The organism is Pseudomonas sp. KU26590 (assembly GCF_026153515.1).
Classification (GTDB): Bacteria; Pseudomonadota; Gammaproteobacteria; order Pseudomonadales; family Pseudomonadaceae; genus Aquipseudomonas.
On the sequence record NZ_CP110644.1, the window covers coordinates 3,477,045 to 3,500,553 of the forward strand.

The 23,509-nt window shown below is 60.0% G+C and carries 21 protein-coding genes and 1 pseudogene; 10 read left to right on the forward strand and 12 right to left on the reverse strand.

Features of this window, described 5'->3' with window-relative positions; translation table 11 throughout:
* Positions 1–8 precede the first annotated feature (8 nt).
* Complete coding sequence (locus OKW98_RS15150; protein ID WP_265385486.1) at positions 9–581, forward strand: GNAT family N-acetyltransferase; 573 nt, start codon at positions 9–11, stop codon at positions 579–581.
* A gap of 79 nt (positions 582–660) precedes the next feature.
* Here OKW98_RS15150 and OKW98_RS15155 read toward each other — a convergent pair whose 3' ends face one another.
* On the reverse strand, positions 661–1,365 hold the full coding sequence (locus OKW98_RS15155; RefSeq protein WP_265385487.1) for a VIT1/CCC1 transporter family protein: 705 nt from the start codon (positions 1,363–1,365) through the stop codon (positions 661–663).
* A 195-nt stretch (positions 1,366–1,560) separates the two neighbouring features.
* On the opposite strand from OKW98_RS15155, the gene OKW98_RS15160 reads away from it, so the two are divergent.
* On the forward strand, positions 1,561–2,214 hold the full coding sequence (locus OKW98_RS15160; protein WP_265385488.1) for a BON domain-containing protein: 654 nt from the start codon (positions 1,561–1,563) through the stop codon (positions 2,212–2,214).
* Between the two features lie 101 nt (positions 2,215–2,315).
* On the opposite strand, the gene OKW98_RS15165 is transcribed toward OKW98_RS15160, so the two are convergent.
* The 4 genes from OKW98_RS15165 to OKW98_RS15180 form a co-directional block, all read right to left on the reverse strand.
* Positions 2,316–3,434: an ABC transporter permease gene (locus OKW98_RS15165; RefSeq protein ID WP_265385489.1), complete on the reverse strand. Its 1,119-nt coding sequence runs from the start codon at positions 3,432–3,434 to the stop codon at positions 2,316–2,318.
* Positions 3,434–6,157, reverse strand: a complete 2,724-nt coding sequence (rbbA, locus tag OKW98_RS15170; RefSeq protein ID WP_265385490.1) for a ribosome-associated ATPase/putative transporter RbbA — start codon at positions 6,155–6,157, stop codon at positions 3,434–3,436. Before rbbA ends, OKW98_RS15165 begins: the two co-directional genes overlap by 1 nt.
* Positions 6,154–7,065 (reverse strand): HlyD family secretion protein, encoded by a 912-nt coding sequence (locus OKW98_RS15175; RefSeq protein ID WP_265389742.1) that lies wholly within the window; start codon positions 7,063–7,065, stop codon positions 6,154–6,156. The genes rbbA and OKW98_RS15175 overlap by 4 nt, the downstream gene beginning before the upstream one ends.
* 209 nt (positions 7,066–7,274) lie before the next feature.
* Positions 7,275–7,922: a BON domain-containing protein gene (locus OKW98_RS15180; protein ID WP_265385491.1), complete on the reverse strand. Its 648-nt coding sequence runs from the start codon at positions 7,920–7,922 to the stop codon at positions 7,275–7,277.
* A gap of 143 nt (positions 7,923–8,065) precedes the next feature.
* Here OKW98_RS15180 and OKW98_RS15185 point away from each other — a divergent pair, with 143 nt between their 5' ends.
* Complete coding sequence (locus tag OKW98_RS15185) at positions 8,066–8,941, forward strand: universal stress protein (protein WP_265385492.1); 876 nt, start codon at positions 8,066–8,068, stop codon at positions 8,939–8,941.
* Position 8,942: 1 nt separating this feature from the next.
* Here OKW98_RS15185 and OKW98_RS15190 read toward each other — a convergent pair.
* From OKW98_RS15190 to OKW98_RS15215, 6 genes and pseudogenes are all read right to left on the reverse strand, one after another.
* Positions 8,943–9,386: pseudogene (locus tag OKW98_RS15190) on the reverse strand (cyclic nucleotide-binding domain-containing protein); the annotation flags it as partial.
* 284 nt (positions 9,387–9,670) lie between these two features.
* Positions 9,671–11,941: a heavy metal translocating P-type ATPase gene (locus OKW98_RS15195; protein ID WP_322114186.1), complete on the reverse strand. Its 2,271-nt coding sequence runs from the start codon at positions 11,939–11,941 to the stop codon at positions 9,671–9,673.
* 209 nt (positions 11,942–12,150) lie between these two features.
* Positions 12,151–14,226: a transketolase gene (gene tkt / locus OKW98_RS15200; protein WP_265385494.1), complete on the reverse strand. Its 2,076-nt coding sequence runs from the start codon at positions 14,224–14,226 to the stop codon at positions 12,151–12,153.
* The gene (pgi, locus tag OKW98_RS15205) at positions 14,223–15,923 is read right to left on the reverse strand and encodes a glucose-6-phosphate isomerase (RefSeq protein WP_265385495.1); all 1,701 of its coding nucleotides are present in this window, start codon (positions 15,921–15,923) and stop codon (positions 14,223–14,225) included. The genes tkt and pgi overlap by 4 nt, the downstream gene beginning before the upstream one ends.
* On the reverse strand, positions 15,920–16,732 hold the full coding sequence (locus tag OKW98_RS15210) for a PRC-barrel domain-containing protein (protein ID WP_265385496.1): 813 nt from the start codon (positions 16,730–16,732) through the stop codon (positions 15,920–15,922). Before OKW98_RS15210 ends, pgi begins: the two co-directional genes overlap by 4 nt.
* 252 nt (positions 16,733–16,984) lie before the next feature.
* Positions 16,985–17,707: a Crp/Fnr family transcriptional regulator gene (locus tag OKW98_RS15215; protein WP_265385497.1), complete on the reverse strand. Its 723-nt coding sequence runs from the start codon at positions 17,705–17,707 to the stop codon at positions 16,985–16,987.
* Between OKW98_RS15215 and OKW98_RS15220 the strand changes: the two genes are divergently transcribed.
* Positions 17,706–17,969, forward strand: coding sequence for a hypothetical protein (locus OKW98_RS15220; RefSeq protein ID WP_265385498.1), 264 nt, complete (start codon positions 17,706–17,708; stop codon positions 17,967–17,969). The genes OKW98_RS15215 and OKW98_RS15220 overlap by 2 nt on opposite strands.
* Here the strand turns inward: OKW98_RS15220 and OKW98_RS15225 are convergent.
* Complete coding sequence (locus OKW98_RS15225; protein ID WP_265385499.1) at positions 17,966–19,207, reverse strand: cation:proton antiporter; 1,242 nt, start codon at positions 19,205–19,207, stop codon at positions 17,966–17,968. The two genes, OKW98_RS15220 and OKW98_RS15225, sit on opposite strands and share 4 nt — an antisense overlap.
* A 278-nt stretch (positions 19,208–19,485) precedes the next feature.
* Here OKW98_RS15225 and OKW98_RS15230 point away from each other — a divergent pair, with 278 nt between their 5' ends.
* Genes OKW98_RS15230 through OKW98_RS15255 form a run of 6 tightly spaced genes read left to right on the forward strand, consistent with a single transcriptional unit; the run spans position 19,486 to position 23,474 of the window.
* On the forward strand, positions 19,486–20,301 hold the full coding sequence (locus OKW98_RS15230) for a PRC-barrel domain-containing protein (RefSeq protein ID WP_265385500.1): 816 nt from the start codon (positions 19,486–19,488) through the stop codon (positions 20,299–20,301).
* On the forward strand, positions 20,298–21,728 hold the full coding sequence (gene atpD / locus OKW98_RS15235; protein WP_265385501.1) for a F0F1 ATP synthase subunit beta: 1,431 nt from the start codon (positions 20,298–20,300) through the stop codon (positions 21,726–21,728). Before OKW98_RS15230 ends, atpD begins: the two co-directional genes overlap by 4 nt.
* A complete protein-coding gene (locus OKW98_RS15240; protein WP_265385502.1) occupies positions 21,709–22,113 on the forward strand; it encodes a F0F1 ATP synthase subunit epsilon in 405 nt (134 codons plus the stop codon). The genes atpD and OKW98_RS15240 overlap by 20 nt, the downstream gene beginning before the upstream one ends.
* Entirely contained in the window at positions 22,110–22,466 is a 357-nt protein-coding gene (locus tag OKW98_RS15245; RefSeq protein ID WP_265385503.1) for an AtpZ/AtpI family protein, read from the forward strand. The genes OKW98_RS15240 and OKW98_RS15245 overlap by 4 nt, the downstream gene beginning before the upstream one ends.
* Positions 22,459–22,782, forward strand: coding sequence for an ATP synthase subunit I (locus OKW98_RS15250; protein WP_265385504.1), 324 nt, complete (start codon positions 22,459–22,461; stop codon positions 22,780–22,782). The genes OKW98_RS15245 and OKW98_RS15250 overlap by 8 nt, the downstream gene beginning before the upstream one ends.
* Positions 22,773–23,474, forward strand: a complete 702-nt coding sequence (locus OKW98_RS15255) for a F0F1 ATP synthase subunit A (protein ID WP_265385505.1) — start codon at positions 22,773–22,775, stop codon at positions 23,472–23,474. Before OKW98_RS15250 ends, OKW98_RS15255 begins: the two co-directional genes overlap by 10 nt.
* Positions 23,475–23,509: the final 35 nt, after the last annotated feature.

Genomic DNA, 23,509 nt, shown 5'->3' on the forward strand with positions numbered 1-23,509 from the left:
GAGGACCTATGAGCATTGATTACGCGGTTGAGATGATAATGGCGAAACTAGAGCTGCAACCCCCCGATGAGCACTGGATTCAGGCGCTGAGCGATGGCAGTCATGTACTGATTCGCCCGCTGCATGCAGAAGACCGGGAGCGCGAGTTCGCGTTTATCAACGGTCTGTCATCGAACTCTCGACGGTTCCGGTTTCTGGGGACTATCACGGAGGCGAGCAGCACGCTGCTCGACCAGCTGATGGACGTCGATCATAAACGCCGTATGGCTTATGTTGCCCTGCTGCACCAGGGTGGGCAGTTGAAGGAAATCGGCGTCAGTCGTTATGCCGCTCTGGACAGTGGTTCGCGGTGTGAATGTGCCGTGGTGGTTGCCGACGCATGGCAGCGCAGGGGGCTGGGGTTGTTGTTGATGGAGCACCTGATCAAAGCAGCGCGACGCAACCACTTTAAAACCATGTCGTCCCTGGATCTGACAGACAACCATGCCATGCAACATCTGGCGAAGAAACTCGGCTTTGTCAGGTTTCACAAACCGGCCGAGTTCACCGACGTCATCCACGAGCTGGACCTTCAGGCGTAACGCAAGATGCGCCACCTTGGCGCTATCTGAGGGTTATCACAGTCCCCAACAGCGCCCAGGTTTGGTACTGCCCTGCTTGCTATACGACCGCCCCGAACAGTCGGCCCACCAGCGCAGTGATCACCATTGCAAGTGCTCCCCAAAACGTCACGCGCCATGCACCCAGCAGCACAGAGGCTCCCCCGGCCTTTGCAGCGATGGCCCCGAGCACGGCCAGGAAAATCAGTGACATCAGCGATACCCAGAGAATCACCTGCGCCAGGGGGACCAGCACGCTGACTGCCACCGGCAAAATGGCGCCCACAATGAAGCTCATCGCAGATGCGGATGCGGCAGAGAAGGGCCGGGCGCTCAAGGCTTCCGAGATACCGAGTTCATCTCGGGCGTGGGAGCCCAGGGCATCGTGCGCCATCAGTTGGACTGCCACCTGTCTGGCCAGCTCAGGCGCTATGCCGCGCTTTACGTAAATGTCTGCCAGTTCGCGATGCTCAGCCTCAGGTGCGGTGTCGATTTCGCGCTTCTCTCTGGCAAGGTCCGCGTGTTCGGTGTCGGCTTGAGCATGCACTGAAACGTACTCGCCGGCCGCCATGGACATCGCGCCTGCGACCAGACCGGCGATCCCCGTCACCATCATGGTCTGGTGCGTTGCGCCCGCTGCCGCGACCCCGATCAATAAGCTTCCCGTTGAGACAATGCCGTCATTTGCTCCGAGCACTGCGGCTCTGAGCCAGCCGATCCTGCTGCTGTTGTGGGTCTCGGCATGACGCTGCGTGAATGTCCTCATTGTGGGGCCTGTGATGGGAAGGGGGACTCAGAGTGTAGGTAGTTTCCGAGGCTGCCCACGTGGCGATTTCGGGCCTAACGTGCGTGACTGTGCTCAATCTGACGCATGACCGGTCAGCGTATCAGGCACTCACTCTTCAAAGACGCATCGCGTCTCACCCAACCGCACATGCGGTACAAACGTCAGGGTCAATTCATGAAAACCGATAAGCAACTCAGAGATGACATCGTTGCCGAACTGCGCTGGGAGCCTTCGATTAATGCGGAACAGATCGGTGTAGAGGTGAAGGACGGGGTGGTCACGTTGGCCGGCCATGTGAACAGCTTCGTCGAGAAGTGGTCCGCCGAAGAAGCGGCTCAGAGGGTATCAGGTGTTCGAGCGCTGGCAGTCGAAATGGACGTCAAGCTGCCAGGACTCAGCCAGCGCAATGATGGTGAGATTGCGGGCTCTGCTGAGAACGTACTGGAATGGACCAGCTACCTGCCAAAAGACTCGATCAAGGTTCGGGTTGAAGGCGGCAGGGTCACGTTGTCTGGCGATGTACAGTGGGACTACCAACGCCGGGCGGCGCTGGACGCGGTTCGCAATCTCATGGGTGTGACGGGGATCAGCAACAACATCGCGATCAAGTCGAAGGTCTCCGCCAACGGTGTGAAGGCCGACATCACCGAGGCCCTGAAGCGTCGGGCTATCGTCGACTCGAATAAAATCCACGTTGACGTGCAAGGCGCCGATGTCACCCTTTCGGGGCGAGTCGATAACTGGGCCGAGCGTGAGCTGGCAAGGCACACGGCGTGGGGTACTGCGGGTGTAGCAAACGTCCGGAACGATATCGTCGTCGCATACTGACGGACGACGGCAAGGTGGTGATCCGCCTTGCCGCACCCCTGGCTGTCATGACCTGCTCAAAGGGCTATGAAACGGCCGATCGAATTGATGACGCAGACTGATCAAGACGACAAACTTGACCGAAACCGCAGCAATGTTATGCCGAAGAAAACCGACCCGATGACGATCAATGCGAGTAGGTCCGGCCACACCAGATCAAGGCCGGCGTCGCGGAACAATATCGCTGTGCTGAGGCTGACAAAATGGGTGGAAGGCGAGAGCTGCATCACCCACTGCAGCCAGACGGGCATGCTTTCCAGTGGGGTGCTGCCCCCTGATAGCAGAAGCATCGGGATGATCACAGGGATCGCCAGCAGCCCGAACTGAGGCGTTGAGCGCGCCAGTGTGGCGAGGAAAATCCCCAGCGAGTTGGCGGCGAACAGATAGGTCGCGGTGGCGCTCAGGAATAACGTCAGCGATCCGGTCAGCGGCACGCCCAGTGCGTACCTGACCACCCACTCCAGCGACAACGCGGTGCAGCCTACGACGACCAATGCATTACTGCCGATTTTCGACAGCATGATTTCAAACGGGGTCAGTGGCATGACCAGCAGATGATCGAGGGTTCCGTGTTCGCGCTCCCTGAGCAGGGCAGTCCCCGTGAGCACGATCGCCATGATGGTGATGTTGTTGACGATCTGGATCACCGCCAGAAACCAGCCACCGTCCAGATTCGGGTTGAACATTGAGTGCGTGACAAGCTTGATCGGCGCAGCCGTTACGTCATGGTTCCGGGAGCGATAATCCTCAAGTTCCCTTTCGAAGATACGAGCAATATAGCCGGCGCCCATAAACGCCTGGCTCATCGCCGTGGCATCGACATTGATCTGTAACGTGGGGCCGCGCCCCGCGTTAAGGTCGGTTTGAAAGTGTGGCGGGATGTCGATGATGAAGGTGTAGCGTCCATTGTCCATCGCGCTGTCGAGCTGATCGTAGGGCAGCAGCACCGGGCGCTGAAACTCCGGCGGCAGTAAGGCTGCCGCCACCTGCCGTGACAGGTAGCTGCGATCCTCGTCGACGATCGCCACACTGGCGTGGTGAACCCCGATGACAGACCCCGCAGCCGGCATGTAGATCGCGACGCTGAACGCGTAGATCAGAAACAGCAGCAGCACACGGTCATGACGCAGGCTGGTGAGTTCCTTGAACGTGAGCCAAAGGATGTGGGCCGGTTTGTTCATCACGGCTCCTGCTTTTTCAGCATGAACAGGCTGATTGCGCTGAACGCCACGAAAAAACCGGCCAACGCCAGGCACTGGGGCCAGAGTTGCCTGATATCCAGGGCCTTGGTGAAGGTGCCGACGGCGATGTCCAGAAAGTATCCGGCGGGGAACAGCGCCCCCATGATCGCCGCAGTCCCTTCCAGTGAGGAGCGGGGTACGATCAGCCCTGAAAACTGAATGGTCGGCAGACTGGTGATGATCATCGTGCCGAGAATGGCGGCAATCTGCGTGCGCGTAAAAGCAGAAATCAACAGCCCCATGCTGGTCGTTGCCAGTACGTACAGCAACCCGCCCAACGCGAGTGTCAGCAGGCTACCTTTGAACGGAACCTGAAACAGCCAACGATTCATCGCTGTCAGGAGGCACAGATTGATCAGGCTGATAACGACATAGGGCATCTGTTTGCCCAGCAGAAACTCGAGCCGCGACAGGGGTGTGGCGAAGAAATTGGTAATCGATCCCAACTCCTTCTCGCGCACGATGCCCAGTGCTGTGAGCATCGCTGGAATGAACGCCAGAATCAGCGCCATGACGCCAGGTCCGATGGCGTTGACGCTGACCACATCCTGGTTGTAGCGGAAGCGAACCTGCATATTCGCCGCCTGCCGAGGCGCCTTGGCGTGGCTGTTCAGCGCGAGCATTTGCTGAAGGTTCGCGGCGTGTACCGACTCCACATAGTTACGAGCGGTCTCGGCGCGAAAGGGCATACCGCCTTCCAGCCACGCAGCCACCACAGGCTGGCGGCCGGCGTAGAGATCGCGACCGAACCCCGGTGGGATTTCCAGCGCCAGTTTGATCTCCGAGCGTTGCAGGCGTTGTTGCAACGCCACAGGGTCGTGAATAGGGGCCTGTTCAGAGAAATAACGAGAACCACGGAATGCCTCAAGGTAGGCGCGACTCTGGGGCGACTGGTCCTGGTCAAAGGTGGCGAACGCCAGGTTTTCCACGTCCAGCGAGATGCCGAAGCCGAAGATCACCATCATGAACAAGGCGCCAACGAACGCGAATGTCAGGCGCACCCGGTCGCGCTGTAACTCCCGAGTCTCCTTGCTCGCAACCGCCAGCAAACGACGCAAACGAAAGCGCTGTGGTAGGCCTGGCGGCGCCTCGTCCTGAGCAAATCCCGCCTTACTCCCGGACGATGGGGCATTTGGCGCCTGGGCGTGTTCAAGACAGGCAATAAACGCCAGTTCAAGGGTCGCTGCTGAATACTGCTTTTGCAGCTGGGCCGGGCTGCCACAGGCCAGCACTCTGCCTGCGTGCATGAACGAAATCCGGTCACAGCGCATGGCTTCATTCATGAAGTGTGTCGACAGAAATATCGTCACCGCTTCATCGCGGGACAGCTCAGTCAGCAACACCCAGAAGGTATCCCGGGCCGCCGGATCCACACCCGACGTCGGTTCATCAAGGATCAGCACTTGCGGGCTGTGCAGCACCGCAACGGCCAGTGAAAGTCGCTGGCGCAGACCCAACGGCAACGGGCCGGACGCTTGTGCGGCGACGTCGAGCAGTTCAAACCGGGCGAGCAGGGTGTCGATGCGGGCGGCGCTCTTGGCATGGGGCATGTCATAAAGGCGCGCATGTAGGTCGAGGTTCTGGCGCACCGTCAGCTCGCCATACAGGGAAAAGCTTTGGGACATGAAACCGACGTGCTTGCGGGTTTCCAGATCGCTGGCATCCACCGGTTTTCCCAGCAACTTCGCCGTGCCCTGGGTCGCAGGAATTAATCCGGTGAGGACCTTCATCGTCGAGGTTTTACCGCAACCATTGGAGCCCAGAAAACCAAATATCTCGCCCCGGCCGATGGAAAAACTGACGTTATCCACGGCAGTGAAATCACCGAACCGAAGGGTCAGGTCGGTTGCTTCAATGGCGACCTGCGGTGGGCCAGCGTCTTTTTTCCCCACTGCTGGCGCTGCCTGCCAGGGCGTTCTCTTGCCACCCTGAAAATGCGTGAAGGCATCGTCAAGCTTGCCGCTGGGCGTGGACGCGGCCAGATCGGCGCTGGGGCCTGATGCAATGAGGCGTCCTTGATCGAGCATCAGGCACTGTTCGAACTGTTCCGCCTCTTCCATGTACGCAGTTGCCACAAGCAGCGTCAGCTGCGGCCGAAGGGCGCGCACCTGATCGATCAGTTGCCAAAAGCGCCGACGTGACAACGGGTCCACGCCGGTCGTAGGCTCATCGAGAATCAGCAGATCCGGCTCGTGAATCAGAGCGCAGCACAGGCCCAGCTTTTGCTTCATGCCTCCCGAAAGCTTGCCGGCAGGGCGGTCCTTGAATCTTTCAAGATCGGTGGCTGCCAGCAGATCGCTGAGTCGTGCTTCGGTACTTGGCCCCTGGAGGCTGAACAATGCCGCGAAGTAGCGCACGTTCTCGGCGATGCTCAAGTCCGGATACAGATTATTGCCCAGGCCCTGAGGCATGAATGCAATGCGCGCGTACAGCGTGTTGCGATGGGCGACATCGTTGATCAAACCGTCCAGCACCCACAGTTGCCCGGTCTGCTGCTTTTTAACCCCGGCGATCAGCCCCAGCAGCGTGGACTTGCCTGCGCCGTCGGGACCGATGAGCCCGCAACGTATGCCGCGCGGCAGTTCAAGGTGGATGTCGGTCAACGCTTTCTGTGCGCCATAAGCATGGTTCAGTCCACTGGCTTTGATTGCCGGGCTTGTCATGGCAGCCGCGCGGGCCAGGCCGCAGTCGTTGTTCGCACATACCCCACGCCAGGCATGCCGGGTTTTGCCTGCAGGGTGTCGGCCGGGCTGACCAGCCGCGCCTTGACACGGAACACCAGTTTCTGCCGCTCGTCCCGGGTCTCTACCTCTTTCGGCGTGAACTGAGATTTGTCTTCGACGAAGGTAATGCGCGCCGGCAATGGCTGACCGGGGAGGGCATCGAGAACGATTTTTGCGTCATCACCCACGGTCAACTTGCCGGCGGTAGCAGCTGGCAGATACAGGTTCATGTATTGGTCGCTGAGGTCGATGAGCACGAATACTTGCCCGCCCGCGCCCAGCACTTCGCCGGGTTCGGCCATGCGTAGCTGGATCAGACCGTCAATGGGGGCGCGCAGACTGTTGTCGTCGATCTCGCTTTGCAGGCTCGCTGCCCGTGCCACTGCCTCGGCAATTGTTGCTTCGAGGGCCTGAACTTGAGCGCTGGCGGACCTGACCGCAGCACCACTGGTGTCGAACTGCGCTTGATGCTGATCGAACAGCTGAGCGCTGTAATAGCCGCGGTCGAACATCTGCTGTGCACGCCTGAGTTCCTGTCCTGCCAGCCGCTGCTCAGCCTGGCGCAGCTGCACGGTGGCTTGTGCCACCGCAACGTTCTGACGCGCCGCTGACACCCCCGCTTGTGCCTGGCGCAGCTGCGCTTCGAGGGTGCGTGTGTCCATCCGCGCCAGGAGTTGCCCGATGCTGACCTTGTCGCCTTCGTGCACCAGCACTTGTGCCAGTCGCCCAGCAGTCTTGCTGGCGATCTGCACTTCAGTCGCTTCCAGCCTTCCATTGGCGGCGTAGATATCCTTTGAGAGGGCAGGGTGGCTCCAGGACCAGTAACCAAACGCAGCGCCTGCCAGCATCAAGACCAGAACGACCAGTGCCGAGGCGACAAGCACGCGATGTTTCGTCAGCGCGGCATGCCACCCGGATTGCACGGGGGGCGTCACAGGTGCCGGGTTGGGCGTCGCCTGGTCTTTGTCGACAGGTTCAGGCGCCATTGGCGCTTTCGACACAGGCGCCTGCTTTTGCACAGCATCCAGATCAGTAGGCAATGGCATGCAGCACCCCGTCAGATGATGAGCAGACGGTTTTCGACGTTCGTGACGCCAGGTACTGCCCAGGCAGCTTGCTCGACCTCTTTGCGTTCGAGCCATCGCTCAACGGTGCCTTCCAGTTTGACCTCATTGCCCTCCACACGTACGTGGATCTTGCTGGCGTTCAGGTCCGAGCTTCTCGCCAGCGCCTCCTCGATCATCCGCTTGATGTCTTGAGCATCAGCTTTGGGCCTTATGACCAGAAGGTTGTTAAGCCCCACGACGCCGTCCAGTTTCTGTATCGCCTTTTGCGCAGCCTCCTTCTGATATTGCCACTCCACGTTGCCCTCAAGCGTCACCCAACCCTGCTGCACCTTGACCTGTATTTGTTCGTCCGGGACTACGGTATTCCAGCGCAGCAGGTCCAGGCACCGCGAGGCCGTCACTTCGTCACCGAAACCCACTGCCGTTGTCGCGCGCACTTTCAGTTCCTCGGCGACAGCCCGCACCCCCTTGACGCGCTTGACGGCCCGCTCTGTGGCGATCTTTTCAGCGTAGGTCCCTACATGACCCGTCAGGATGACGACGCCGTTTTCGATGGCGACGCCAATGGCGGCGGCATCGATGTGGGGCAAAAACTCAAGCTCGTCCAGAATGCTTCGGCGTAACGTCAAGTCGCTCATGGTCAATCCTCTTGGCTGCAGGCACTGGCGCGCAGCCAAATCACCCGAAGCCACGCTGTAGTCATTGAACACTCGCCGGGAAATCAAACATTGAGGTTTGTCAGTGAAAGACGCTTTAGCCGCCAGGCGACGCGATTTTCCTGATGAACAATGACGGCTGGGGAAATGATCAGGATTTTAATCAACCTCTGATCTACATCAGATGCCCGGCGCGCTACACGCTCACACTCCGCTCGGGGCTTTTCAATCCTGAGGCACTGGCGAAACTGCGTGATGCCGACTTGCAGGTTCATCAGCACTGGCTCGAATCGCAAGTGCAAGAAGAGCGCAGCAAGGGCCTGGATGTCGATCTGCAACGGTTGGGGGCGGGGGATGTGTTCGAGGACATACAGCACTGCGTCAGAAGTGTCCGGCCCGTTATGTTGATCGAGGACGTTCACCATGAAGCCTCACTGCAACGGCTCTTCTCCACGCCCCTGGATTGGAAGCTGTTGCGCCACTGCGCGTGCCCGGTTCAGCTTGTTACCCGTTCCACGCATCCCTTGCCGGTCGAGATGCTGGCTGCGGTCAATCTCTATCGCATCGATGACGCCGACCTGCGCCTGAATCACCAGATACTCAACGTCGCGACACAGTTGGCCCTCCAGTGCCATGCCGTGCTGCACGTGCTGTATGTGTACGACTGGGCGGCGATTTACGCATCGGGCATGACCATCATGGGCGCCATACCGGTCGAGCCCGGGTTCCAGGAAGCCCTCAGTGACGCACACGAAGAGTCGTTTTCATTGTTATGTGCCCAGCATGGAATCTTGGAACGGCGTCGCCATTTCATGACCGGCACCCCACAGCCCAAGATTGAAGCGTTCGCTCGACTAAACGACTTCGATCTGCGGGTGATGGGAACGATGCCGCGCCATGGTCTGGAACGGGTCATGGGTGATACGGCAGAAGTGATCTTGGTACACGCGCCTTGCAGCGTACGGGTGGTCAAGGCCGGCCTGTTGAACATGGCATGCTGATTCAGAGCGTTTTTGGTCCGCAGCCACAGCCGTGTATCAACGCCTCCAGGCGCTTGAGGTCAAGGATCTCAACAGCGCGGCCGGAAATTCTGACCATGCTGTGGTCGCGCAGATAGGCGATGGCACGACAGATCGTTTCCAGGCGAAGTCCAAGGTATGAACCGATGTCTTCCCGCGTCATGCGCATGAGGTTGTGCTGCAACGAAGGCAGTTCACGTGATAACCGTTCCAGGTGCGTAAAGCGAATAGGGCACACCTCACTGTCTTCCAGCGCGATGGCATCGCACACGTGACGACTGTCGCTGATTGCGTCGCAGCCGAGCAACTCTCCCGACATCTGAAACCCGGTCAGTTGATCGCGCCCGTCCTGGGAGGAAATCGTCGTCTTGAAAAAACCATAGCGCACCGCGTAAAGCGATCGCAGCGGATCGCCTGCGTGATAAAGCTATTTCGCCAGTGGACTGTGCATTTCCGGCGGCTGCGATACAGAGGTGGTGTGGATGGCGGAAGGCACTGGGTTGGCTTGCCGCCCATTGCTGCGCAGCATTTTCCCTTGGGCACGGCTGCACTAAGCATTCTCTCCTAAGACAGCCACCACCCCGATGTGCCGACCATCGCACTGTGGAACTTTATTGAGCCAATGGCGTGAGGGAGCCCGCTGTCCAGTAAGCCTGAGCCTTCCTGACACAGCGACCGGTACTGGGCAGTTGGAGCCCAGCGATCGCCGGGTTAGCCGGATTTAAGCGCACTGAACCGAAGTCGCAAAGCGTTGCCCATTACGCAGACCGAGCTCAGGCTCATCGCCAATGCGCCGATCATGGGCGACAAGAGCCAACCGGTGAAGGGGAACAGCACACCGGCCGCCAGGGGTATGCCCAGCATGTTGTAAAGGAGTGCGAACGTGAGGTTCTGCTTCATGTTGGCGACTGTGCTCACTGACAGCGCCCTTGCCGTCGCTATACCCAGCAGATCGCCTTTTACCAGCGTGAGCTGTGCGCTGTTCATCGCCACGTCAGTACCCGTGCCCATCGCAATGCCGACATTGGCTCTGGCCAGCGCTGGCGCGTCATTGATGCCATCGCCCGCCATCGCAACGATCCGGCCCTCTCGCTGAAGACGCTCCACCAGTTGCAGTTTGTCAGCCGGCTTGACCTCGCCATGGACTTCCTTGATACCCAGGCGCTTGCCCACGGCCTGCGCTGTAGTGAGGCCGTCGCCGGTGGCCATGATGATGCGCAAGCCCGATTGGCGCAGCGAATCCAGCGCGTCTGCCGTGGTGGCTTTGACCGGATCGGAGACCGCGAGCAGCCCCGCCAGTTTGCCGTCCACGGCCAGATGCATGACGCTGGCTCCGTCGGCGCGCAGTGCCTGGGCCTGGCTTGCCAGAGCCGACACATCGACACCCAGCTGCTCCATCAGCGTCGGGTTGCCAATGGCGAGGGACTTTCCGTCCACGACACCCTTCACGCCGATGCCCGACGCTGAGTCGAATTGCTCGACCTTTTTCAGCTCCAGTTTGAGATCAAGCGCCGCCTTGACGATGGCTGCTGCCAAGGGGTGTTCACTGCCCTGATCAAGGCTGGCGGCAAGTTGCAGCACTTGGTTGTCGGCAAAGCCGTTGGCACCCAGGGCGCGTTCGAAAGTCGGCTTGCCTTCGGTCAGCGTACCGGTCTTGTCAACGATTAACGTATCGACCTTGCAGAGGTTTTCGATCGCTGCGGCATCGCGGAACAGCACACCTTGAGTGGCGCCACGGCCGGTCGCGACCATGATGGACATGGGGGTGGCCAGCCCGAGCGCGCAGGGGCAGGCAATGATCAACACCGTCACCGCATTGATCAGACCGTACACCCAACTGGGCTGCGGGCCGAAGATGCCCCAGGCGAAGAACGTCAGCAACGCGATCCCTGCAACGCCATAGACGAAGTATTTGGACACGGTATCCGCCATGCGTTGCATGGGCGCTTTGGAACGCTGCGCCTGCGCCACCATCTGGACAATCTGCGAGAGCACAGTGGTCGCGCCCACGTGTTCGGAGCGCATCAGCAAAGCACCGCTGGTGTTGAGTGTGGCGCCAATGAGCTTGTCGCCAATGCCCTTGCTGACGGGCAAGGGTTCGCCGGTCAACATCGACTCGTCGAGCGAACTGCTGCCTTCGATGACCTCACCATCGACCGGCACCTTCTCGCCCGGACGCACGCGCAGTTGGTCACCTTCGTTCACCTCGGTCAGCGGCACGTCTTCTTCGGCGCCGTCAGCGTTCACCCGGCGGGCGGTTTTGGGCGCCAGGCCAAGCAGCGACTTGATCGCAGCCGACGTCTTGGACCTGGCCTTGAGTTCAAGCAACTGGCCGAACAAGGTCAGCGAAATAATCACCACGGCGGCCTCAAAGTAGACCGCCACGCGGCCCATCGAGATAAAGGAGGGCGGAAAAACACCGGGCGCCAAAGTCGCCACAACGCTATAGAGAAAGGCTGCCCCGGTACCCAGGCTGATCAGTGTCCACATGTTGGGACTGCGCTGCACCACGGACTGCGCGCCGCGTGCGAAGAACGGCCAGCCCGCCCATAGCACCACGGGTAAAGACAGGACCAACTCGACCCAACTCTGCGTGGTCATGTCGAACCCGCCAAGCGTATGACCGAACATGGAGAGCGTTGCGACGATCACAGTCAGCGGCAGCGTCCACCAAAAGCGTCGGGTAAAAGAGGCGAGTTCCGGATTCTCGTCATCATCAAGTTCCGGTACTACCGGCTCCAGCGCCATGCCGCACTTCGGGCAGTCGCCTGGATGTTCCTGCCGGATTTGCGGGTGCATGGGGCAGGTGTACACCTTCGCCGCGGGTGCTGATGGCTCTTTGGCTGAACCCTTTGTTTGCCGGCTAAGCCCGATGTATCGGCCAGGCTCGGCGTTGAACATGGTCAAACAGCGGGCGCTACAAAAGTAGAAACCTTTACCCTCATGTTCAGCCTTGTGCGGCGACTGCTCGGAGACCGTCATGCCGCAGACAGGGTCTGTGAGAGAGGAGCGCTCGGTCGAAGTTGCCTGATGCAGCGCGTCGTGGTCTGTGACCATTCGGGTATCCATGCCTTAAACCCGCTAGGCTTGGCGAGCGGGTTATCGTTGTGTAGTGAACTGGATGCGCCCATCCAACGCATCGGGCCCTGCCGACCAACGTGAGTTGAGCTGCGTCTGCGTGAGTGTCTTGATCACGGCGTAATACCACGCGCGATTTGTTCGCGGGCGGCGCGCAAAACAGTGTCCAGCTCAAACCCGAAATGCGTCTGTACAGCCATCCCCGGGGCCGAGAGCCCGAAGCTGTGCATCGCGATGATCGTGCCGTGGCGGCCCACATAACGGTCCCAGCCCAGCGCCGAAGCGGCTTCCACCGAAACCCGCGCCAGGATGGCCTCGGGCAGTACGTGGTCGCGATAGGCTTCGTCCTGGGACTCGAACAGGTCCCATGACGGCATGCTGACAACGCGCGCCTTGATCCCTTCCACTTTCAGTTGCTCGTAGGCTGCAATACACAGGGCGACCTCACTGCCGCTCGCCAACAGCAGCACCTGCGCACGGCCGTCTTCTGGGTCGGCCAGCACATAGGCGCCACGTGCCAGGCCTTGAGCACTGGCATAGCGCGTGCGGTCCAGTGTAGGCAGAGCCTGTCGCGAGAGCACCAGGCTGGCCGGCCGGTCGTTGAGGGTCATGACCACGCGCCACGCCTGGACGACCTCATTGGCGTCGGCTGGCCGGATCGTCACCATGCCGGGCAAGGCGCGAAATGCAGCCAAATGCTCAACAGGTTGATGGGTAGGGCCATCTTCCCCCATGGCTATGGAGTCATGGGTCCACACGTAGATCACGGGCAGGCCCATCATGGCGGCAAGCCGAATCGCGCCGCGTGCATAGTCCGAAAACACAAGGAAACTGGCGGCGAAGGGACGCAGACCAGACAGCGCCATGCCGCTGGCGATGGCGCACATCGCGTGTTCGCGGATGCCGAAGTGAAAGTTTCGGCCCGAGGGTGAGGAGGGTTCAAAGGCGCCCGCGAAATCAAATCTCAGTGTCGTCTTGGTGGAAGGGGCCAAGTCTGCTGAACCGCCCAGCAGCCAGGGAACCTGCCGAGCGATACTGTTGAGCACACGGCCTGAAGCGTCTCGCGTTGCCACACCTTGGGCGTCGGGCGCGAAGTCCGGCATATGGGCGTCCCAGCCATCAGGCAAGTGGCGAAGCTGCATCTGGTCGATTTGCAGTGCAAGATCGGGGTATTGCTCACGGTAGTTTTCAAAGCGCACACGCCATGCCGAGTGCTCACTCGAACCGCGCTGCCCGAAGTGAGCTCTGAAATGCTCGCGCACGCCGGCAGGCACCGCGAAATTCTCGTCCGGATCAACGTCATAGAATTCTTTTGCGTCACGTGACTCGTCCACGCCGAGCGGCTCGCCGTGAGCCTTGGCGCTGTCCTGCTTGTGAGGCGCGCCGTATCCGATATGACTATCGACGATGATCAGGGTTGGACGCTGGGCTGTGCACCTGAAGGTTTCCAGTGCCAGCGCCGTGGCTTCGATGTCGTTGGCGTCAGCCACATGGAGCACCTGCCAGCCGCAGGCGCTAAAACGCTCACCGACGTTTTCGGTAAAGGTGATGGCGGTCGATCCTTCGATGCTTATGCCGTTGCAGTCATAGATCCAGCACAGTCTGCTCAGCTTCAAATGGCCTGCCAGCGAGGCCGCTTCAGCGCTCAGGCCTTCCATCATGTCGCCGTCACCGGCCAATGCGACCACGCGATGATCAAACAGTGTAAAGCCAGGGCGGTTGTAGGTGGCTGCCAGCCAGGCTTGCGCGATGGCCATGCCAACACTGGTCGCCACCCCTTGGCCCAGCGGGCCGGTGGTGGTCTCTACGCCGGTGGTCCATCCCTGTTCTGGATGCCCGGTACAACGGCTGCCTGCCTGACGAAAGCTTTGCAGATCGGCCATGGTGACCGCCAGGCCCTCTCGCTTTGGGTCCCGCTGCGTCGCGGACTTGATGCCGCACAGGTGTATGAGCCCGTACAACAGGGCGGACGCGTGACCGACCGACAGCACGAAACGGTCGCGATCAGGCCACGCGGCATCTTCGGGGTCAAAGCGCAAAAAATGCTGCCACAGGCAGTAAGCCGTAGGCGCTGCGCCCATTGGGGTGCCAGGATGGCCGGAATCGGCCTTTTGCACCTGGTCGATGGCCAGGGTGCGCAGCGTGTTGATGCACAAGAGGTCGAGTGCTTGATCCGCACGGTCAGTCATCTGGATGTCTCGCGTAATTGACGATAGCGCTGGATGAGTGCCTGGGTGGAACTGTCGTGGCTGGGGGAGGGCTGTGCGGACGCGGCGAGCTCGGCGGCGGTTCGCTCAGCCAGAACCTTGCCCAGCTCAACGCCCAACTGATCGAAGGAGTCAATGCCCCATATCGCGCCTTGGGTGAACACGCTGTGCTCGTACAACGCCACCAGCGCGCCCAATGAATGGGGTGTCAGCTTGCGCGCCAAAAGCGTATTGCTGGGGCGGTTGCCTTCGAAAACACGATGAGCAACCAGCCTTTCAGGCACGCCCTCGTCGCGACATGCTTGTGCTGTCTTGCCGAAGGCCAACGCCTGCGCTTGTGCAAACAGGTTCGCCATCAACAGGTCATGCTGGGTGTCGAACGGTTCATCCGCTGGCCCCATAGGGTTAAGGCTCTGCCCAAAACCAATGAAGTCACAGGGCACCCACCGTGTGCCCTGATGCAGCAGCTGGTAGAACGAATGCTGACCGTTGGTTCCCGGCGCACCCCATATGATCGGCGACGTCTGACATCCGACAGGCTGTCCGTCGCGCCTGACCTGCTTGCCGTTGCTTTCCATGGTCAGTTGCTGCAGGTAAGCAGGCAAGTAGGCCAGGTATTGCTCGTAGGGCAGAACCGCCTGCGTCTGGGCGCCGAGGAAGTCATTGTTCCAGACGGCCAAGAGCCCCATCAACGCGGGCATGTTGTCTTTGATCGGCGTATCGCGAAAGTGTTCGTCCATGGCCCGCATGCCCGCGAGCAGTTCACTGAAGTGTGACGGACCTATGGCGATCATGATCGACAGGCCGATTGCGGATGCCATCGAGTACCGGCCGCCAACCCAATTCCAGAGCGCAAACACGTGCTGCGGTGCGATGCCAAACGCCTTGGCCGCCTGCACGTTGCTGGAAACCGCGACGAAGTGATGGGCCACGGCCGACTCGTCCTGCAACTGACCCAGGCTCCAGGCGCGCGCAGCCTTGGCGTTGGTCAGTGTCTCCTGTGTACCAAAGCTTTTCGAACAGACGATAAAGAGCGTTTCGGTGGCATCCAGCTCATGGACGGCTTCTGCCAATGCCGTGCCGTCAACATTGGAAACGAACTGCATGTTCAGCCCGCGCTGGCTGTAGTGCTTCAGCGCCTCGCAGGCCATCTTCGGGCCGAGACTGGAGCCGCCGATGCCGATATTGATGACGTTGCGAATCGGTTGGCCGGTATGTCCACGCCAGACGCCGTTGCGGACCTGCTCACTGAAGCTGGACATCTGGCTCAAGACGGCATGCACCTGAGCGATGACATCGACGTCGCCGACCCATAGCCGCTCGGTCACGGGCGCGCGCAAGGCCGTATGTAACACCGCGCGCTGCTCGGTGGTGTTGATGACCTCACCGGCGAACATCGCGGCGATACGCGCTGGCAACTCGCATTCATGGGCCAGCGCTATCAGCCCGTCCAGTGTTTCCTTGTCAATGCGGTTCTTGGCGTAGTTCAGGGTGAACCCCGCAGCCTCGACTGTGTAGCGTGTACCTCGACCAGGGTCCGCGGAAAAAAAATCGCGCAGGTGCGTGTCACCAATCCGTGCATGGTGATCCAAAAGCGCTTGCCAGGAAGCGCTGAGGGACGTCGCTTCGATGCTTTTGGTCGCGAGGTTGTGGGGGCGGCCTAGAGTTGGGGTGCTCATACGAATGCCGTGTCGTCCTGCCAATACGGCCGGCGACCATGGTGAGCGTACAGCTGCACCTCGTCCTGACGGTTCAGGTACTTCGAAGGGTCGTATACCGGCGCTGTCTTTATCGCCTCACGGTTCATTTCAACGGCCACCGTCTCCTCTGACCAATCGACGGCACCGATCCAGTGAGCCGCAAGCAGCACCTTATGCCCCATCCACCAGTTGCTGGTGTTGATGACCAGGTAACGGATGACCCAGCTGTCATCGTCGATCAGAAACCCTTCGACATGGCCCACTTCGCCATCGGTGGCACTGATGTGGTAGCCGATGACCGCCTTGCAACTGCGCAGATGCACGTCGTCGTCACGATGCAGTGCGCGCTGGGCTCTCTGGCTGTCTTCAATGGCCTGTTCACGCGCGGCATTACCCCCGGGCACCGCGACGTAGCCAGGGTAAAGGCCCATAGGCACCATGCCGCCTCCCCAGATCCCCGCACCACCCCAATAATCGGCGTAGCCGTAATAGCCGAAGTATTCCACCTCATGTTGGCGGGAGACCGGCTTGTCGGTGTCTATGTCCGGGCTGTGCTCGACCTGATCCTTGGTAAGCGCCGCTGTCAGTCTGTGGGCGGGCCAGTCCGGTGTGTGCAGGGAGATGGGAGAGATCAATACGTTGCGACCCGCCATCCATGATCCGGTGTCCACAATGAGATAGCGAATCGTCCAGGCGTGATCGTCGTAGTAAAGGTCCCTGACGTGACCAACGTCCCCGTCGGTTGCACCGATAACGCACTTCTCGATGTCTTTCTGACTACGCAGCATGGTCTGTCTTCCTTAAGAATTGTCGACCACCCGGCATCGCGATGATGCATTTGTGGTCAAGTCTGGAAGGGCGTCAGCGGGGAGAAGGGCGTTATGACATCCGCCGACATTGATTGACGCAATGAGTGGACTACAGCGACGACGGTATGGAAAGAATCCCGCGATGTCTGTTCGTTGCCGCACACATTGTGATGGCTCAATTCACGTTGCGACGGCCGCGGATGCCAGAGTGGCGCCACGGGCCGTCATCGCTCAGGCCTTGGAAGGAAGATAGGGAAGCAATCGGTCGGTTTCGGTTTTTACGACGGCATAGCACTCGCAGCTGAGTTGTTCCAGGCGCGGTCGATCAAGCACCTTGATATGCCCTCGGCAGTACTCGATCACACCCATGCGCTGCAGTTTGCCTGCGGCTTCGGTGACCCCCTCGCGACGCACCCCCAGCATGTTGGCGATCAGCTCCTGGGTCATGGTCAGTTGATTACTGGGCAGCCGATCCAGGGAAAGCAGCAGCCAGCGACACAGCTGCTGATCAATGGAATGATGACGATTGCAGACCGCCGTCTGCGCCATCTGAGTGATGAGCGCCTGGGTATAGCGCAGCATCAAATGCAGCATGTCTCCGTGTCGGTTGAACTCGTCTTTGAACAGCTGGCCCTGAAGTCGATAAGCATGTCCGGCACTCTGCACAATGGCTCTGCTCGGCGTGCTTTCACCCCCCATGAAAAGGGCCACGCCCACCAGCCCTTCGTTACCGACGACCGATATTTCCGCCGAGGCGCCGTTCTGCATCACATACAGCAGCGAGACAATAGAGTCGGTTGGAAAGTACACATGACGCATCGAGTCGCCCGACTCATAGATGACCATGCCCAAGGGCAGGGCCACCCACTCAAGGTGAGGGGTGATGCGTGCCTGAATCTCTTTCGGCAAAGCGCCAAGGAGGTGGTTCTGTTGAGGGAAAGGCGTTAAGGACATGAATAGCTACCCGGTCGAAATGAACCGTAAGGTTCTTACGGTGAGAGACCGGCCTTTCGATGTATATCAGCCCTCCATCCGCCTTGGCGCTCAGGTAGACACCCGCAAACGCTCAGGCCGAGAATTCAAAAACAGGATGATGATGAGTTTCAACACCGATCAACCAGTGATCAATCTGATCGACATGACAACATTCCTGACAATCCATGCATTTATAGCACATTGCCAAGAGCCCCCATTCGACTGGCGGGCCGGCGGCTAGGGGCCCGAGCAGGGGATGACGCGCTTGACCAGTTTTCCGATGGACATTCCCTGAATCAGGATCGAAAACACAACCACCAGGTAGGTCAGTGACACGACGACATCGCGCGCTTCCCCCGGGGGCAGTGATAAGGCGAGCGCCACCGATATACCGCCGCGCAAGCCACCCCAGGTCAGAACGCTCCACGACCCCTCAGGTAGCCGGAATCGCTGGCCAAGCAGCGCAATGGGCAGCCCGACCGTCAGCAGCCGCGACAACAACGTCAGCACGATGACCATCATCCCCGTGGTGATCAGCGGATGGGAGAAAGGGATCAGCACCACTTCAAGGCCAATCAGCACAAACAGCACGGCGTTGAGGATTTCATCTATCAGCTCCCAGAACATGTCGACGTTTCGCTCTGTCTCCTCGGACATGGCATAGGAGCGGCCCTGATTACCAACAATCAACCCCATGACCACCATCGCCAACGGGCCTGAGACATGCAGGTGAGTCGCGAGGGCGTAGCCACCCAGCACAGCGGCCAGGGTGATCAGCACTTCTTCCTGATAGCTGTCGATGCTTTTGAGCATTCGGTAGGTGACGTATCCGACAACGGCGCCCAGCAGCGCGCCACCACCGGCTTCCTTCAGCAGCAGCGTCGAGGCACCGATCACCGATGGCGCTTCACCGCTGGCGATCATCGCCACTATCAGCGAGAACAGCACAACGCTCACGCCATCGTTGAACAGGGACTCGCCTGAAATCACCACTTCGACGCTGTCCGGAGCGCCAGCAGACTTGAGAATGCCCATCACGGCGATCGGGTCGGTGGGCGAGATAAGCGCACCGAAAACCAGGCAATAGGACAGCGGCAGCACAAGGCTGGTCAGCGATAACAGCCACCACAGACCAAAGCCAATGATTAGCGTCGATACGGTTGTTCCCACCAGTGCCAGGGATGCGACCTGCCACCGATAACTGCGCAGCTTCGACAGGTTCACGTGCAGCGCGCCGGCAAACAACAGCAACGACAACATGCCCTGCATCAGCAATTCGGAGAAGTCGATCGACTCCACCAGTGATTGCTCAAGGGTGTGCAACGCATGAAACCCCAACGCATCGGAGGCCATATTCAGCAGCGACAGGCCCAGGGCAATGCCCATGACGCCAATCGCGGATGGCAAGCCGACGAACCGCCGGTTTAAGAAAGCGAGCACCGCTGTGATGCAGAGAAATACCGCAATAATGTCCAGCATCGGCCTGAGGGCTCCTTATGAAACGGCGGGTGAGGGGGCGGTTCATGCCGTCAGTTCAACGGTAGCCGCTGTTGATTGAACCCATGGGCCCTACAGGATGTTACAGCACTGCGCCGCGTGCTTTGCGGGACAACCGACTTGCAGTCTGGTGAAGGGTGCGGCAGCGAACAGACGCGGCCAGGTGGTGCGCGCAGAGTGCTCGAACAGCGCCGGTGCATGCCGACAGAACCTTTGTCGGTGCCGGGCCAATCCGTAGGCGCTCTGAAGAGGACATTCCCATGCTGTTAAGCCTGAAAGATCTGAAGGGTTTCACCCTCGGTGCCACCGACGGTGATATCGGTGAAGTCATAGACTTCTATTTTGATGACGAGGCCTGGGTGATCCGCTACTTCATCGTCGACACCGGCACCTGGCTTTCCCGGCGCCGGGTGTTGATCTCACCCCAGGCCATCGCCAGTCTCGATTGGCGCGCGCGCCGCCTGTCCCTTGCGATCACTCAGGACCAAGTCAAGAACAGTCCCGAGATTGACACAGACCAGCCGGTCTCTCGCCAGCATGAGATGCAGCATTTGGGCTATTACGGCTATCCGTATTATTGGGGCGGTGCAGGCCTGTGGCCCACCGGCGCATATGCAGGGGCTGGCGGGTTCGGATTGCCCGGAGGGGAGTCAGGCAGTCGCCAGGTTGAAGAGGAAAGTGCGAGGGCTGAGCGCGCCCTGCATGAGGACGACGATCCTCATTTACGCAGTTGCGAGGCCGTTGTGGGCTATCACATCAAGGCCACTGATGGTGATGTCGGACACGTCGAAAGCTTCTTGATCAATCAGGACACCTGGGCGATTCAATACCTTGTGATCAACACCAGTAACTGGTGGGTGGGGCACCACGTGCTCATCGCACCAGAGTGGGTGGACGATGTCCGCTGGTTCGATAAGACGCTTTCAGTGGACCTGGATTGCGCCTCCATCAAATCCTCCCCCGCTTACGAGTCGACGGCGCAGTTGAACCGGGAACGAGAACAGCATCTCTACGATCACCATGGGCGTAGCGGTTACTGGGTCAATGAAGCTTTCATCGAGCGAGTGGAGACGTGAGCGCAGGGGTTGTTACGGCGGTGCGTGGCAGCGTTGTCGATGCCCGGTTCGAGTCTCTGCTGCCGCCGATCAACACCCTCCTGCGCGCCGGTCCGGGTGGCGCGGTGGCGATCGAGGTACTGGCCCAACGTGATGAGTGGCATGTGCGCGGCATCGCCCTCACACCGACCCAAGGCCTGGCCCGAGGAATGCCCATCCATGACACCGGTGGTCCCCTGCAGGCCCCCGTAGGTACCGGGATTCTGTCGCGGATGTTCGACGTCTTTGGTAATACCATCGACCGGCAACCCGCCTTGGAAGGTGTGATATGGCGCTCTGTGCATCAGCCGCCACCCCCCTTGGTCCGCAGGTCAACGAAGTCTGAGGTGTTCGAGACCGGGATCAAAGTCATTGATGTACTCACGCCGCTGGAGCGCGGAGGCAAGGCAGGACTCTTCGGCGGTGCCGGGGTTGGCAAGACGGTATTGCTGACCGAAATGATCCATAACATGATCGGCCACCAGTCGGGTGTAAGCATTTTTTGCGGAATTGGCGAGCGCTCGCGTGAGGGCGAGGAGCTGTACCGCGAGATGAAGGCAGCTGGCGTGCTGCCGAACATGGTGATGATTTTTGCGCAGATGAATGAGCCTCCCGGTGCACGCTTTCGGGTAGGCCATGCTGCGTTGACAATGGCGGAGTATTTTCGCGACGCCGAGCACCGCGACGTGCTCCTGCTGATCGACAACATTTTCCGTTTCATTCAGGCCGGCTCCGAGGTGTCCGGGCTCATGGGGCAGATGCCGTCCCGTTTGGGTTATCAGCCGACAATGGGTACCGAGCTCGCGGCATTGGAAGAGCGCATCGCCAACACCGACAGCGGTGCGATCACCTCGATCCAGGCGGTGTACGTGCCTGCTGATGACTTCACCGACCCCGCCGCCGTGCACACGTTCTCTCACCTGTCGGCGTCCATCGTGCTCTCTCGAAAACGTGCGAGTGAGGGGCTTTTTCCGGCCATCGACGCCTTGCAGTCCAGCTCAAAGATGATCACCCCGGGCATCGTCGGCGAACGGCACTACAGGCTGGCGCAAGACATTCGCCGAACGCTTGCCCAGTACGAAGCACTTAAGGACATCATTGCCATGCTCGGCCTGGATCAGTTGTCACCCGACGACCGCAAATTAGTGGCGCGTGCCCGTCGGCTTGAGCGCTTTCTGACCCAGCCGTTTTTCACCACTGAACAGTTCACCAGCCTGAGCGGCAAACTTGTCAGCCTGCACGACGCGCTGGACGGTTGCGAACGCATATTGGCGGACGAATTCAAGGACCTGCCCGAGAGCGCGTTGTACATGATCGGCGCCGTCGACGAAGCCAGCGCCAAGGCCAGGCGGGATACCCACGCTACGCAACCGGGCAGGGAGGATACCCATGCTGTCGATGAGACTTAAGGTGCTGTTGCCCTTCGAGGTCTTCACGGACGAGCTGGATGTGTCTCACATCGTCGTCGAAACCACACAAGGCTCCTTTGGGTTGCTCCCCAGACGGCTGGACTGTATCGCAGCGCTGGTGCCCGGCATCCTCATTTACGAGAGCCAATCCCAGGGCGAAGTGTTCGTAGCGCTGGATGAAGGTGTGCTCGTCAAGACCGGACAGACTGTCGTGATCTCGGCGCGGCGGGCACTGCGTGGCAACGACTTGTCCCGTCTACGCGGTTTGATTGAAGCGCAGTTCATGACGCGCGATGCACAAGAAGAAGCGATGCGTGCGGCGATGAACCTTCTGGAGGCAGGCTTTATGCGCCGGCTCGTGTCGCTGCATGAGCAAGCGGTGTGAGTCAGCCTCCCGTGCGAAAGCCACCCGGGGACGGCGCTGCCAAACCGACGCTGGCTGAACAGGTGGGCAACAAGGCTGCACGCAAACTCAGGGCGCGCCGTAACGATACGTCAGTGTGGTCTGGTCTGGGCATGATGGGGCTGATCGGTTGGTCCGTGGTGGTGCCCACCCTGCTGGGTGCGGCCCTGGGCCTTTGGCTTGATCAGCGCTTTACCGGCGGGCGCTCCTGGACACTGGCGCTGCTGGTAGCGGGGTTAACGATAGGCTGCCTGAATGCCTGGCACTGGGTCAGCAGGGAAGATCAGATCATGCACGACACACCCGATGCAAAAGAGGAGGACGATCATGAATGACGACCAGGGGTTACTCCTGATAACCACGGCATTGCTGGTAGGGGCGGCACTGGGCCTCGGCTTCTTTGGCGGTCTGTGGTGGACGGTACGCAGAGGCGCCGTTTCCGTCAGGCCCGCGCGCTGGTTTGTGAGCAGCCTCATCTTACGGACCACCCTCGTGCTGACCGGTTTCTACCTGGTGGGCGCGGAACAGCCATTACGGCTGGGTGCTTGCCTACTGGGCTTCCTGCTGGCCCGGGTCGTCGTCCTTCGCGTCACCCGCTTGAAGGGCTGCGAGCAGGTGGCGGCGGCGTCCGGACCACCACCATGCGCCTGACACCTGACGCCTGGATTTTCTGGGAGCATGGTTTCTTCAAACTCAATGCCACCATTGTGTTCACGTGGGCGCTGATGGTGGTGCTGGTTCTGGGCGCCGGATTCATCACGCGGCGTCTGGTCACGGGGCATCAACGCTCAGGCTGGCAGAATTTGCTGGAAATCGTGGTCACGGCCATCGTGGGCCAGATCAAAGACGTAGGCCTGAAAGCGCCGCGCCGCTATCTCGGATTTCTGGGCACGCTGTTCCTGTTCATTGCCGCCGCGACACTGGCGACGGTAATTCCCGGGTACGAGCCGCCCACCGCCTCGTTGTCGACCACCGTAGCCCTGGCGCTGTGTGTGCTGGTGGCTGTGCCGCTGTTTGGCATATCGGGTCAGGGGCTGGCGGGGTACTTGGCGTCGTACATGCGCCCGACGCCCATCATGCTGCCCTTCAATCTCATCAGTGAAATGTCCCGAACGCTGGCGCTGGCCGTTCGCTTGTTTGGCAACATGATGAGTGGCGCAATGATCATCGCCATCTTGTTATCGATCACCCCCCTGGTGTTCCCCATCGTCATGACGGTGCTGGGTTTGCTCACGGGCATGGTGCAGGCCTACATCTTTACCATTCTTGCCGCTGTTTACATCGCGGCGACCACAGGTAGCGGCAAAGCGGCGACAACGCCTGCCAAGGTCTCAGCCACCTGAACCGTTGCTCAATTGCTGTCACCTCTGAAAAGGCG